11 protein-coding genes and 1 riboswitch are annotated in these 13,646 nt (G+C 47.6%); of the genes, 9 read left to right on the top strand and 2 right to left on the bottom strand.

What is annotated here, in order from left to right:
- Positions 1–63 precede the first annotated feature (63 nt).
- From queG to M1D71_RS03155, 6 genes are all read left to right on the top strand, one after another.
- Positions 64–1,947 carry a tRNA epoxyqueuosine(34) reductase QueG gene (gene queG / locus M1D71_RS03130; protein WP_458125208.1) on the top strand — a complete coding sequence of 628 codons (1,884 nt, stop codon included), beginning with the start codon at positions 64–66 and terminating at the stop codon, positions 1,945–1,947.
- A gap of 15 nt (positions 1,948–1,962) precedes the next feature.
- Positions 1,963–2,994 carry an HD domain-containing phosphohydrolase gene (locus M1D71_RS03135; protein ID WP_458125209.1) on the top strand — a complete coding sequence of 344 codons (1,032 nt, stop codon included), beginning with the start codon at positions 1,963–1,965 and terminating at the stop codon, positions 2,992–2,994.
- 165 nt (positions 2,995–3,159) lie between these two features.
- Positions 3,160–3,423 (top strand): YneF family protein, encoded by a 264-nt coding sequence (locus tag M1D71_RS03140; RefSeq protein WP_458125210.1) that lies wholly within the window; start codon positions 3,160–3,162, stop codon positions 3,421–3,423.
- Positions 3,424–3,474: 51 nt separating this feature from the next.
- Positions 3,475–4,068, top strand: a complete 594-nt coding sequence (gene folE, locus M1D71_RS03145) for a GTP cyclohydrolase I FolE (protein WP_036668229.1) — start codon at positions 3,475–3,477, stop codon at positions 4,066–4,068.
- 200 nt (positions 4,069–4,268) lie between these two features.
- Positions 4,269–5,120: a lipoate--protein ligase family protein gene (locus M1D71_RS03150; RefSeq protein WP_458125211.1), complete on the top strand. Its 852-nt coding sequence runs from the start codon at positions 4,269–4,271 to the stop codon at positions 5,118–5,120.
- Positions 5,121–5,191: 71 nt separating this feature from the next.
- Positions 5,192–5,416 (top strand): hypothetical protein, encoded by a 225-nt coding sequence (locus tag M1D71_RS03155; protein WP_145326466.1) that lies wholly within the window; start codon positions 5,192–5,194, stop codon positions 5,414–5,416.
- 148 nt (positions 5,417–5,564) lie between these two features.
- Here M1D71_RS03155 and M1D71_RS03160 read toward each other — a convergent pair whose 3' ends face one another.
- Both M1D71_RS03160 and M1D71_RS03165 read right to left on the bottom strand, forming a co-directional pair.
- Positions 5,565–6,845 (bottom strand): Fe-Mn family superoxide dismutase, encoded by a 1,281-nt coding sequence (locus M1D71_RS03160; RefSeq protein WP_458125212.1) that lies wholly within the window; start codon positions 6,843–6,845, stop codon positions 5,565–5,567.
- A 157-nt stretch (positions 6,846–7,002) separates the two neighbouring features.
- Positions 7,003–8,028, bottom strand: a complete 1,026-nt coding sequence (locus M1D71_RS03165) for an alpha/beta hydrolase (protein WP_458125213.1) — start codon at positions 8,026–8,028, stop codon at positions 7,003–7,005.
- Positions 8,029–8,388: 360 nt separating this feature from the next.
- Between M1D71_RS03165 and M1D71_RS03170 the strand changes: the two genes are divergently transcribed.
- From M1D71_RS03170 to M1D71_RS03180, 3 genes are all read left to right on the top strand, one after another.
- A complete protein-coding gene (locus M1D71_RS03170; RefSeq protein ID WP_458125214.1) occupies positions 8,389–9,132 on the top strand; it encodes an IclR family transcriptional regulator in 744 nt (247 codons plus the stop codon).
- A 148-nt stretch (positions 9,133–9,280) separates the two neighbouring features.
- A riboswitch (TPP riboswitch) is annotated at positions 9,281–9,394 on the top strand.
- Between the two features lie 419 nt (positions 9,395–9,813).
- Entirely contained in the window at positions 9,814–11,541 is a 1,728-nt protein-coding gene (gene thiC, locus M1D71_RS03175) for a phosphomethylpyrimidine synthase ThiC (RefSeq protein ID WP_458127147.1), read from the top strand.
- A 1,218-nt stretch (positions 11,542–12,759) separates the two neighbouring features.
- On the top strand, positions 12,760–13,458 hold the full coding sequence (locus M1D71_RS03180) for a thioesterase II family protein (RefSeq protein WP_458125215.1): 699 nt from the start codon (positions 12,760–12,762) through the stop codon (positions 13,456–13,458).
- Positions 13,459–13,646: the final 188 nt, after the last annotated feature.

The following is a 13,646-nucleotide window of genomic DNA, read 5'->3' on the forward strand; positions in this document are numbered from 1 at the left end:
CTTACCGTGAGGCGGGCGTTCACTATTTACGGAATAAGTGTCGGAAGAAAAGAGGAAAGAGAAATGACGAGCGTACAGACCGGGGCGGCACAAGCAGCCTCCGTATGGGAGAAGTTAAAACAGGAGATCAAAGAAGCTGGCCCCGGACTGGGCATTGATGATATCGGATTTGCTTCGGCAGAACCCTTCGTAACACTAAAATCCATACTCGAACAGCATCGGGCTAAAGGGTATGAGTCCGGATTTGAAGAGCCTGATCTTGAGAAAAGGGTACGTCCGGAGTTGAAGGATGGCGAGCCCGCTTCACTTATTGCGATAGCCGTGGCATACCCATCGAAGATGGTGAATCCACCGAAGTCGGAGCCGGGAGCTTATCGGGGGATCTTTGCCCGTTCCGCATGGGGGCAGGATTATCACCAGGTTCTGCGTACAGCCATGGACAAGCTGGTTAATTTCATACGGGAGCGCGTACCTGAAGCCATGATCGAAAGTATGGTTGACACTGGAGCACTGGTAGATCGTGCGGTGTCCCAGCGTGCGGGGATTGGTTTTAGTGCCAAGAACTGTGCCATTATATCACCCAAATTCGGTTCATGGATTTTCCTCGGGGAACTGGTGACGAATATTCCATTCCAGCCGGATACACCTGTAACTGAGGACTGTGGTGAATGTACGAAATGTATCGATGCCTGTCCAACAGGAGCATTAGTAGGGCCCGGACAGTTAAATTCATCACGGTGTATTTCTTTTGTAACCCAAACGAAAGGGTTCGTGGATGAAGAGTTTATGCTAAAAATCGGTAATCGTCTGTACGGTTGTGATACTTGTCAGATTGTCTGTCCGAAGAACCGGGGTAAGAACTGGGATCACCATCCCGAGTTTCATCCCGATCCGGAGATTGTGAAGCCGCTGCTCCTACCACTACTGGATATTGGCAACCGGGAGTTCAAGGAACGTTTCGGTCAGAGTTCCGCCGCATGGCGTGGCAAGAAGCCGATTCAACGTAACGCCGTTATTGCCCTGGGCAATTTCAAAGATAAAAGTGCTGTACCCAAACTTACGGAAGTACTAAAACGTGATCCGCGCCCTGAGCTACGGGGAACTGCAGCCTGGGCGCTAAGCAGAATTGGAGGAGAAGACGCCATGAGAGCAATTGGGGAAGCTGCCGCTAACGAACAAGATGGGAACGTACTAAGCATGCTGCAGAAGGCCAAGGAACGACTGAGTTCGTCCGAGACCTTACCCAAACAGCCACAGGCTGGACAAGTGAGTGAGAAGCAGCCAGAGGAACAGAAGAATAATGAGCGCAACACATTACAGGCATTACAACAGGAGTTGAAAATGGAAGCTGCGACTGAACCGGGTAGTGAGCAATCTGCACAGCCAGCCAAACCGGAAGCCGCAGCGTGGAAGCCTTCAGCAGTTACGGGGCTTCATGGCAAGCCAGTATACTACGATGAGGTACTGACACCGATTGGTACACTAACGTTATGTGCTACGGATGAAGGACTGTGTCACATCGACTTTGGCGCCTTTCACGTACGCGAAGCTCACCTGCAGCAATGGGCCCGTACCTGGATTGGCGAGTATCGATATGAGAAAAATGAAGAGAAGCTCAGCGAAGCTGCAAAGCAGTTACAACAGTATTTTACAGAAGAAAGAAAGACGTTCGAATTGCAGCTTGATCGGCTTGGAACACCATTCCAGCTACAAGTATGGCAAGTTCTGTCCGATATATCTTATGGAGAGGCCTCATCACACCAACAGGTTGCGGAAATCATCGGCAGGCCCAAGGCTGTTCGTGCAGTTCTGGACGCCATTAGCAAGAATCCGATTCCGATTATTATTCCCTGTCACCGCATCAGCGGTAAAGACGGCACACTGGTGGGTTATGTAGGCGGTCTGCAAACCAAGGAGCAATTGCTCGCTTTGGAGCAGCGATCGTAAGAGCGGGGGACGTTCATGAAGTATGTAAACGTGGAGAGCGTGGAAGCGGGGGAGCTTCTGGGCAAGACGGTATATTCCAGTAATGGTACGGTACTGCTGTCTGCCGGAGTCCAGCTCACCGTATATATGGTCAATACGCTGAAACGTATTGGCGTGACCATGCTGTACATCCAGGATGAAGCTTACAAAGATGTGGATTCAGAAGACATTCTGGATGAAACCACGAAACGGGCAATAATTAACGAAATGAGTGTCACACTTGAAGCGGTGCGTTCCGGGAAGGATTGGAGTCCAAGAAGGGTAGCTCTCAGTATAGACAAGCTGCTGAATGATGTTCTGAACGGGCGTGAGTTGCTGGTGCAGCTCACCGATATTCGCACCAAAGACAATGCGCAGTATGTTCACGCGATGAATGTATGTTTGTTGTCTTCGGTCATCGGAATGAATATGGGACTCAACTATAACCAACTGAAGGATCTTGCTGTGGGGGCATTATTGCATGATATTGGAAAAGTGGGGGAACCCCCTGGCAGTGGTTCTGCTGCCAATTCTTCGCTGCATCATACGTGGCGCGGATTCGAAGTGATTAAAAACAAGCGGGAGTTCAGTCTGCTGGTCGCCCATACAGCCTTACAACATCATGAGCATGTAGATGGCACAGGCATGCCGAGAGGCATAAAGGGAAATGATATCCATCTGTTTGCAAAAATCGTTAGTGCGGCTAACATCTATGATAATCTGATTAATGGATTATCGCAGGACAGCCTGTTGCCACATGAAGCCTGTGAAGAGATGATGGCAATGTCTAACACCAGGCTGGATCGAGACATTCTGATTGAATTCAACAAAAGTGTATCTGTATATCCCAATGGTACAGCCGTGAGGCTGTCTACCAAAGAGACGGGAGTCATTGTGCGTCAGCATCGGGGATTGCCAGGCAGACCTGTAATCCGAGTGGCACGCGGCAGTACACGTTATTCTCTGGATGTGGTCGAAATCGATCTGGCCCAGCATACAACCGTTTTCATTGAAGCCGTCATGAGTTAGCTTGCGGTCTGTTCAACTGGAAAATCCGTTTGCTCAAGGCGTGCGGAAATGCTATGATACTTTCAGGAAATCCGGTCTGTGTCAGGTTTGCAACATGTGTGTTTAACATCATGAAGTGACACGGACTATAAGGCTTTTTAGAATGCATACAGAGGTGTCTAAGAGATGGAGATAGCAATTCCGATTATTACATTGATTGTTGGTCTGGTCGGGGGATTTTTCATCGGGGTGTTCTACTTGCGTAAACAACTTGAGAAAATGCAAAGCAATCCGGACATGCTTCAGAAAATGGCGAAGCAAATGGGCTACAACCTGAACGGCAAGCAAATGCAGCGTGCCCAGCAGATGATGAAGAACCAGCAGCCAGGAGCAAAAATGCCCCAGCCGCAACAACATCCTGCGCGTAAAAATTCGGGCCGCCGAAAATAATAGCAGTGAATAACTGCTTACCGTATGTGGTTCGAAAGGAGGCGTTCGGCAGTGGCTGGCGTTAAAGATTATTTGAATTCAAAAGTGTCCGACAATCGGGAGAAGATCGAGTATCATGTAGAGCAGATCCTGAAATTGATCGGAGAAGATAGTACGCGTGAAGGGCTGCTTGAAACGCCTGCACGTGTGACCCGAATGTATGAAGAAATTTTTGGCGGATATGAAGTAGACCCGCGCGATGTGCTCGGTGTTACTTTTGACGAGAATCATGAAGAGCTGGTTATCGTTAAAGATATTGTCTACTACAGTCAATGTGAGCACCATATGGCGCCGTTCTTTGGCAAGGTGCATATTGGGTATGTACCAAGCGGCAAAATCGTCGGTTTGAGCAAAATGGCTCGTCTGGTTGAAGCTGTAACACGTCGCCTGCAGGTTCAGGAACGTATTACTTCACAGATCGCTGACATTTTGACAGAGGCCGTAGAGCCACACGGTGTTATGGTCGTTGTGGAGGGCGAGCACTTGTGTATGTGTTCCCGCGGTGTGAAGAAGCCGGGAAGCAAGACGGTAACCTCTGCTGTACGTGGTTCCTTCCGTGAGAATCCCGCTCAACGTGCCGAGTTCTTGTCTTTGGTAAAAGATTAAGATCGGGTATGTCCACTTGCTGGACAAGCCGGATGGTTAGATCCTCTTGGTTTTGGAAGCAGAAGTTTCGAGTTTCTGAAGCCATTGGATGTGATATAAATAAGCCGTGTTCCCTGGGGAACCGGCTTATTTATATATGGCGTTTTTCCTCATTCATAGAATGCATACAACCGAATTCGTTAGCCGGAGGTAATGGAACGATGAGTGTACCTTCCCATTCAGATCAACCGGTTCAGCCGGAAAAGGGACTACAAGCGGATAAACATACAATGCGTTTGCAAATCTGGGAGACACCACTCAAGCGACACGGCAGCAGCGTGCTCGAAGCTTTTGCATGGGAAGAAGTCATGTGCAGACGGGTCGGGGTAGGACATCTGCCTGTTGCGCATATATGGCGACATCCAGATGCCTTTGTAGCGGGTTTGCGTGACCGCAGGCTGCCACAGGCTGTAGAATCGATGGAACGGATAAGAAGCCAGGGTACAGCGGTCTGTGTCCGGCCTTCCGGAGGAGCCGCGGTTCCTCTAAATCCAGGGATCGTCAATGTGTCACTGATTCTGCCTAATCCCGGACACGCCATTAATATTCATGATGATTTCCGGGAGATGGCTTCGATTATTGCCGAGTCGCTAGCGCCGTGGTCGAATCAGGCGCAGACAGGCGAAGTGCAGGGTGCTTTTTGCCCGGGGGATTATGATGTCAGTGTAGGTGGACTTAAATTCTGTGGTATTGCCCAGCGCAGGCAAGCCAAGGCGTATATCATTACTGCTTTTATCATCGTGGAAGGCCAGGGAGATCAATTGGCAGCAGACGTACGTAAATTCTATCAGCATGCAGCAGGTGGGGCGATTGAAGGATATCCTGATGTTCAGCCGGGCACGATGGCCAGTCTGAAAGAATTGGCAGGTGTGCCTTCTGCGGCGGCATATACTGCCTCATTGGTTCGAACCCTGCGCAATCGTTATCCCAAGGCGGAGACAAGCCGCGTGTTAAGCGTCGGTTCTGAAGAGGTACGACAGACAGCTGAGCAGATGAAACTGCGCTATGATTAAGTTCTTTTTACTTGGACTTGGAATTGGGTAATAGAGATGATATGATGTGATTTCGGAAGGAGAGTGTTAGGATGGAAACGTTGAGATATACGTACTTATATGAGGTTGTATCTACAGGCGAAAAGTCTGAGTTCAGCCAAATGGCAACAAGCAAGGAAGAGGCTGCTACACTGATCGTTGCACGTATTGCCGATCTGGAGTTTACAGATGAAGCTGATATCAAGTTGGGCGACCTGATCGCAATTAGCAAACAGGTTGGCGACAACTATGTGGCGTGCGAGGGCTGTGCTTCTTAAGTGAGCATCTTGAAATAGGAAGTCTCTCAAAATACAAGCAAGTCTCTTTAACAGGAGACTTGCTTTTTTGTATGAAGTTCTAGAAGAGATATCTTTCAGTCATTCGGCTGGAGATATCTCTTTTTTTACATACACTCTTATCCCGATGTTAGTAAGGTGGCCACAATAACTTGCGTGCCGTTTCGTAACGTTCGGCCACAGCCGGCCAGTAGACGACATTCCACCAGTCCTCGATATACTTTTTACGTTCATTCTGATGCTTCAGATAGTAGGCGTGTTCCCAGACATCCAGAGGCAGGAGTGGAACGATGTCGGACTGGGACAGGTTCTGGTGTTTTTCTGCCTGCAAAATCTCCAAGCGGTGTGCTCTCGGGCTCCAGACAAGCATCGCCCAGCCACTGCCTTCTACTTTGTTCGCGGCTTCCGTGAATTGGTTCTTGAATGCTTCGTAGCTACCGAAATCCCGTTTGATCTGCTCTGCGAGCATACCGGAAGGTTTGCCGCCGCCAGCAGGATTCATAATCGTCCAGAAGATCGTATGCAGGTAGTGGCCTGCCCCATTGAAGGCAAGTTCACGTTCCCAGTGCTTGATGAGTTCAAAGTTATTCTTTTTCCGCGACTCAGCCAGCTTCTTCTCCGCTACATTCAGTCCATCCACGTAGGATTGATGGTGTTTGTCATGATGGATACGCATCGTCAGCTCATCAATATGCGGCTCCAGCGCATTGTAAGCATAGGGAAGTGGTGGCAGTGTGTGCCCACCAATGGGAACTGGCTTTTCTTTTACTGGAGGTGCTGTAGTGCTGGGCATGGTTTGAGTTGTTCCGGTAGAAGGTGGTTGGACGGCTGCTGATTGGATATGTGCGGAAGGGGAAGGAGCATTCACGTTTCCCTCGATGGAAGATGGAGCTTCTACAGCCTCTCGATTGATGTTCCCTGAAATCGTTGTTTGCAACGCATTTTCCAATGAAAAAGATTGCTCTGTGGTCGAATCTCGCATGACGCCAGGTTGACCGAGTGTATCCAGTACGCCGAGGAAATACTCTGATTCGCGGATAAAATGCAAAATGAGTACTTTGGCAAGCGGAACAGCTTGAACAGCAGCGCTTTGCTCCAGAAGAACATACAGCTGTTTGATGAACTCTCTGGATTCCTGGCGGGCAGCCGATATGAGTTGATCAACACAACCAATCATGTAGGGGGCGGGTGGATGGGTTCCCGGTAATAGTTGCTTTAATAGCTGATTCGCTACTCTCTCACTGTGCTCAAAAGTAGCCTCCCATTCCTCCAGGAGCTTAACGTATGGGGGCTCCAGTTCAGGGACCAGTGCACGAATGACGAGTGTATGTTCTTTCTCCTGCTCTTTCCAGAAACGAATTTCCTCCAATGTCCGCAGAGGCAGCAGGTGACCATATCCATACCAGTTCATATCTGGTGGACCTCCTTCAGATGAATTTCATTGCATGCTCAGACCGTCGCTTAATGCGTCCCAAGAGTATATTCCACTAGCCTGTTGTCCTATGTATGCAAAAAAAAGAGCCCTGGAGGGCTCAAGAATCAACGAGAAACTCGATTATTAAATACAGTTATTCTCCACTATTGGTGTTCTGCACATCGTCACTGCTTGTCTTCGTTACATGACTCAGGAACGTAGAGACACGGCGAATATATTCCTTCGGGTGTTCTCGGAAAATAAGTTCATGATGCGCGTCCTGGACAATCCATACATCCGAGTACGGATTGGTCTGGTTGGCGGCGAGCTCCTCTGCAATCGGGTAAGGCGCCTTCTCGTCCTCCGTACCATGGATGAAGAAGATCGGGAACGGATAGTCCTCTTTTTTTACTTCCTGATACGGAATCTGCTGTAATCCGGTTCCATTCAGAACGGGGAACAACAGTTTCATAATCTCCAGTGTCGGTTGACGCGGGAGGTCAATCTGGTTGTGAATGTTGTGGTACAGTGTGTCCGGCTCAAGCAAGAACGAACTGTCCAGAATCATCGCATCCACTTCCTTCGTAATGAGTCCGGTTTGTAACGCAGTACCGGCACCCATCGAGAAGCCCCAGACAACCAATTCCTGTGCACCACGCTGCTTGGCAAACTGGATGGCACCGAGCAACTGCTGTGACTCGGCTTTGCCACCTGTGGCTACAGCTTTGTTCACTTGGGAGGCAAAACCGTAATCGAACATGACCACGTTGAACCCGAGTTGATGAGCATAGTGGGCCAGATCGTACATAGGTACCCATGTTTCTTCCCGGTTAGCACCGTATCCGTGACTGAAGATGATCGTTTTGCTCGCAGTGTTGTCAGCAGGAATATACCATCCCTGCATCGTCCGGCTGCCATCTGCTGCCGGAAACGTGATGTCTTCGTACTTCATGTTCTTGGCCTGCATCGGGTTGGAGAAGACAGGCGCTACGGTTGGATTGGATAATACCCATGCGATATAACCATGCAGTGCAATAAAACAAAACAGCAGGAAAAATACAACGGAGAGCAGCAACGCTACGATAATATGTTTGAACCGAATCAGCCTCGGTGATAACGAAGAGGGCAGATCGGATACTTTTGTTTGCAGCGGGGCTTCGCTCTGGGATGTTGGATACATGAATGGCCCCTCCTTTGAAGTTCAGTTGAAGATAACAACGACATGAAAAGAGAATTGCGTCTATTTCAGAACCTGCTTCAGAGCGATATCTTAAAGTAATATATCTTTATCGTATGTTCCAATATAGTCAAAGTCAATTGATTGAGGGCATTTGTTACGCAATTGTTATATAGTTCTTAAGATATATGGGTAACATTCCCTTAGCGAGTAAATTACAGGGGATTTAGTCTTATAAAAAGGAAATATTTATAACTTGGCCTATTCAGATCTTAACTCTTTTTGGTTTACAGATGAGACCGTTTCTCATATAATTTATGTAACCAAGTTTCATGTGATGAAACATGAGGAGGGCATTATGCCATGGAAGATCGTAAGTTAACCGTCCGGGCTGTAGAACGGGCGCTGGATATATTATTATGTTTTACCACGCGCAGTGATCTGGGACTCACCGAAATTGCCAGTCAGATTGGTTTGCACAAAAGTACAGTGCATCGCCTGATGGCTACGCTGGAGGATCGAGGCTTTGTCATCCGGGATGCGGCAACGGAGAAGTACCGACTTGGCATACGAATCTGGGAGCTATCAGCCCATATGTCACGCAGTGATGATCCGGCGATTTTGCTGCTGCCTGCAATGGAGCGGCTGAGAGACCGGTTGGGAGAGACCGTAAGTCTGTACCTGCGTGATGGCAGTGAACGGATTCGGATTCAGGCTGTACAAAGTGATCAGGCAATTCGCCGTGTTGCTCCCGTCGGCGTTAGACTCCCGCTATCTGTCGGGGCTTCCAGCAAAGTCTTGATGGCGTTTGCGTCGGACGAGGACCGTGAAGAACTGATGAATGGGCCTGAATGGCCGGTATTTATCGATCCAGCGGTGTATCTGGCGCAGATGGGAGACATCCGGGATAACGGATATGCCACGAGTTACGAGGAACGTGAGCCGGGAGCTGCCGCGGTATCGGTGCCGATTATGGATCGTAGAGGCAATATTGCAGCTGCGCTCTCGGTCTCAGGACCTGTCAGCCGACTTTCGCAGGAGACTTTGCACGAATACGCACCTGTGCTAAAGGAAGCTGCTACGCAGATGGGGCTCATGTTATCCTGATGTTGATGTAAGGTCTGTCACCAATTAAGTTAGTAATCTGGGATATAAAGGTTGTTTTTATGTCCCGGTTGCGCTACTCTGTAATGGACGGCCCAGCGGGGCCAGCTTCATTGCATATGAACAGCGGCTTGTGTAAGCCGCAACTTGTTAACGTTACTGGGGGAGTCCGAACTGTCCGGACTGAGACGGAATCGCATGAGATTCCGGACCCTTTGCACCTGATCTGGATCATACCAGCGTAGGGAAGTAATCGGCGATATGACCACAACCACCACATAATGTGACCCTTGCAGTGCTCCGTTAAGGAGCTGATTGAAGGTGCATTATTGGTGATGGACATAAAAGTCGGTTCCTTCGGGGACCGGCTTTTTTATATACAGGGAACAGGCGATATAGCGCGGACTCCATGGGCTTCTTTTTCAATAACCTGCAAAAGTGGGCTTGGATAAGGAGAGAAGTCTCATAGATTCATGATCTGTGGTAACCTCCGTTATGTTGTGAACTGTACATGAATGATGTCTCCTCTGGTCTGGTGTAGGATCGCTCATTCTTCTCTGCATTGCGTTGATTTGGGACAGGTACGTAAGCGAGCTAATGATGATACCAACCAATCCAAGCGAAGGAACACTAAGGAGGAGAAAAGTGAACATGAGTACAGGAAATCAAACGGGACAACAAGCGATGGAACAGGAACATACGGGTCAGCAGGTGGAAAAGAAAACAGAGGCGGCCGGACGGGTTCAGCCCTTTCCGGGCAGCCGCAAAGTCTACATTCAGGGCTCACGGCCGGACATTGCTGTCCCGGAGCGTGAAATAGCCCTTCATGACACGAATACTCCCCAAGGGGTGGAGCATAACGAGCCGCTGCGTGTCTACGATACGAGCGGTCCGATGACTGATCCCGAATTTCATGCCGATATCCGGGCAGGTCTACCAGCCCTGCGTACCCGCTGGATCACAGAGCGTGGCGATGTCGAGGCTTACCAAGGCCGTACAGTTAAACCCGAGGATAACGGATTAAAGCCCGGAGGGAAGAGAGCTGGAGCCGAAGAGTACCCTGGATTGCGTGGCAAACCGCTGCGAGCACAGACAGGACGCTGTGTGACTCAGATGCATTATGCGAGGCAGGGAGTCATTACGGCAGAGATGGAGTTTGCCGCCATTCGTGAAGGCGTGGAGCCGGAATTCGTGCGCCAGGAGCTGGCGAGTGGAAGAGCCATCCTGCCGTCTAACATCAATCACCCGGAGAGTGAGCCGATGTTGATCGGTCGTCATTTTCATGTGAAGATCAATGCCAACATTGGCAACTCTGCTGTATCTTCTTCCATCGAGGAAGAGGTGGAGAAGATGACCTGGGCGGTACGCTGGGGGTCGGATACCGTAATGGATCTGTCCACAGGCAAAGACATTCATACTACCCGGGAATGGATTATCCGCAATTCCCCTGTGCCAATCGGTACGGTGCCGCTGTATCAGGCGCTGGAGAAGGTGAATGGCGAAGCGGAAGCACTGACCTGGGAGTTATACCGTGACACGCTAATTGAGCAGGCAGAGCAGGGTGTGGACTACTTTACGATTCATGCAGGCGTGCTGCTGCGTTATATCCCGATGACGGCCAAGCGGATGACAGGCATTGTGTCTCGCGGTGGGTCCATTATGGCAGCATGGTGCCTTGCACATCATCAGGAGAACTTTTTGTACACCCATTTTGAAGAAATCTGCGAGATTATGAAAAGGTATGATGTCGCGTTCTCGCTGGGAGATGGACTTCGCCCAGGCAGCATCTACGATGCCAACGATGAAGCACAGATGGCGGAACTGGCGACGCTTGGAGAACTGACGCAGATCGCGTGGAAGCACGATGTGCAAGTGATGATTGAAGGCCCGGGTCACGTGCCGATGCACAAGATCAAGGAAAATGTGGACTTGCAGATGGAGATTTGCAAAGAAGCACCGTTCTATACGCTGGGTCCACTGACAACCGACATTGCCCCGGGATACGATCACATCACATCCGCCATTGGGGCGGCCATGATTGGCTGGTTCGGCACGTCCATGCTCTGTTATGTTACGCCAAAAGAACATCTAGGCCTGCCCAACAAGGATGATGTGCGGGAAGGGGTTATCGCCTACAAGATCGCAGCCCATGCCGCTGATCTGGCAAAAGGCCATCCACGTGCCCAGCGCCGGGATGACGCCCTGTCCAAAGCGCGCTTCGAGTTCCGCTGGCGTGACCAGTTTAACCTGTCACTGGACCCTGAACGTGCGCTTTCCTACCATGATGAGACGCTGCCAGCCGAAGGGGCCAAGGAAGCTCATTTCTGCTCCATGTGCGGACCGAAGTTCTGTAGCATGCGCATTACGCAGGACATTCGTGCCTTTGCCACCGATATGAGTGCATTTAATTAACAATACGGCTCACAATGTCATTGTGAGCCGGGATTCTTTATCTGAAGTTTTGCAAATAGGAAGCTCTTCGTCTACGAGTTGTTGTTAAGCGAGTTAAACCAGATAATTGTTTTGTTGAAAGCTATAACTTGTTGTTTGATTAACATGTTTCCATAATCATCTAGAGCAAAGTGATAAGTAAATGCGCGACTTATGATTTAATCGGTCGAAGGCATCTCGAGCTCTTTGTATGACAAACTGGCGAACTTCGATTATTTGCTCTGTTTCGCTCAACCCATCATTTTTAATTTTATTCCCCGAATTATCAACACTGAGATTTAAGAAACTCTAAACGAGAAAATTACATTCCAAATCAACCAAATAACCTAAAATGAGAGATCTCAGGTCAAATATGTTACCTGACGATCTACTGTAACGAATTAATTGAGTTTCACCAAGACTGTATAGTTAAATTATTCATACAACATTGAGCTTCTAAGATTATTATTTACAGAGCCAATATATCTGTTTCTTGCTCTCACAGATGTTGATGATCTTTTCATTTTATACCAGTTATGAGACCTATTCGTCTGTATAGTTTGATAGATCAATTACTATCAATAACACAAGACAGTGATGGATTGTGTCTGCTTACACTATTATGAGACTGACACAGAGAAAGTGTGTAAATCGGCAAACAATTAGTATCTTAATCTCCCATCCGTCTTGTTGCGTTTCTGATTGGATGTTCCTTACATTTGGTAAAATATAGAATTACATAGTTAGACGTAACAACTGATTATATTTGTCTTTGTGAAAACTCTAACTTGAAAGCCAAAATCAACTTGACGACTGGCATATAGAGGGATACCATGGAAAATGTGGGTATACAACCGTCAATTTCTGTATTTAAGATGGATGTACTCTTCTATCTAATTACAGAGCTGAATTCCTGGAAATTACTAATTTAATAGAGTTATATAGTAATTTTGACGAATCCGTATCAATAATGGATTTTAAGTATTCCTTGTGAAGTATTGTCATTTGTATTCTTAAATCTATATTAAACACTCTATGAAAAATTGTTGTATTTGAAGAGAACGGCATTAAATGGATAAAAAATTAATTTGAGTTTTCAACCGTTAAGTTTTATTCTTCATCTGACTCATTTAGGATGAGAACACTTTTATATTAAGTGACTGAATTTTAAAAATAAACTGTGAGAGATGGATTTGAATTATGAAATTATTTTGTATACCTTACGCTGGTGGTTCTGCTGCCATCTACAATCAATGGTCAAGTCAATTAATTGGAATCGCTGAGATTATCCCTGTGGAGTTGGCTGGTAGGGGCAGGAGAGTGCACGAACCCTTTTATCGATCTTTTGAAGAAGTAGTGGAAGATGTTACATCAATTATTGTGCAGCAATTAAGTGGAGATCCCTATGCGATTTTCGGGCATAGCTTGGGGGCGATTCTCGCATATGAAACGACTCATAAACTGAGAAGTATGGGTTATAAGGAGCCAAGCATCGCTTTTTTCTCTGGAAGATCTGCCCCGCATGTACCAGACAAGGATGAAAAAATCGTTCACACGCTCCCGGATGAAGAGTTTATACAACACTTAATGGAATTAGGCGGAACACCGCCACAATTTTTTGAAAATACTGAACTGAAGAATCTTTTTTTACCTATCATTAGGTCGGACTTTCGTTTATCCGAGACTTATAGTTTCCAAGAGAGAAGCGACAAACTCCTGTGTGACACATATATTTTTTACGGTAAGCAGGATGATAATCTGTCAGGAGATATAAAAGAGTGGGATCAAGTTTGTGATAGCGATTGCAATTATTTTGAATTTGATGGGGATCATTTTTTTATCCATAGCCATTCGCAATCTGTTATAGAAGCTCTTATTAAAGGTCTAAATTCTGGCTAGTTGTCAGGAGTCATTATAGTTAGGATGAGTTAAGTCCATGGGACAAAAGTTTATTTGAGTATCTAAAGTCAATTCACTAGTCAGTTCATTCATAGTAAGCACAATTAAGAGGGGGACTCACTTGTATGAAACAGTTAAGCGGGAGTGAATCTACATTTTCATTAACACACGCACAGAAGAGGGTTTGG

The sequence above is a fragment of the Paenibacillus sp. Z3-2 genome, from assembly GCF_054161325.1.

Bases quoted from the DNA above. Each gene is read 5' to 3' on its own strand.
- M1D71_RS03160 (WP_458125212.1), bottom strand. From the start codon at position 6,845: ATGAACTGGTATGGATATGGTCACCTGCTGCCTCTGCGGACATTGGAG.
- M1D71_RS03165 (WP_458125213.1), bottom strand. From the start codon at position 8,028: ATGTATCCAACATCCCAGAGCGAAGCCCCGCTGCAAACAAAAGTATCC.
- M1D71_RS03180 (WP_458125215.1), top strand. From the start codon at position 12,760: ATGAAATTATTTTGTATACCTTACGCTGGTGGTTCTGCTGCCATCTAC.
- M1D71_RS03170 (WP_458125214.1), top strand. From the start codon at position 8,389: ATGGAAGATCGTAAGTTAACCGTCCGGGCTGTAGAACGGGCGCTGGAT.
- M1D71_RS03135 (WP_458125209.1), top strand. From the start codon at position 1,963: ATGAAGTATGTAAACGTGGAGAGCGTGGAAGCGGGGGAGCTTCTGGGC.
- M1D71_RS03140 (WP_458125210.1), top strand. From the start codon at position 3,160: ATGGAGATAGCAATTCCGATTATTACATTGATTGTTGGTCTGGTCGGG.
- thiC (WP_458127147.1), top strand. From the start codon at position 9,814: ATGGAACAGGAACATACGGGTCAGCAGGTGGAAAAGAAAACAGAGGCG.
- queG (WP_458125208.1), top strand. From the start codon at position 64: ATGACGAGCGTACAGACCGGGGCGGCACAAGCAGCCTCCGTATGGGAG.
- M1D71_RS03155 (WP_145326466.1), top strand. From the start codon at position 5,192: ATGGAAACGTTGAGATATACGTACTTATATGAGGTTGTATCTACAGGC.
- M1D71_RS03150 (WP_458125211.1), top strand. From the start codon at position 4,269: ATGAGTGTACCTTCCCATTCAGATCAACCGGTTCAGCCGGAAAAGGGA.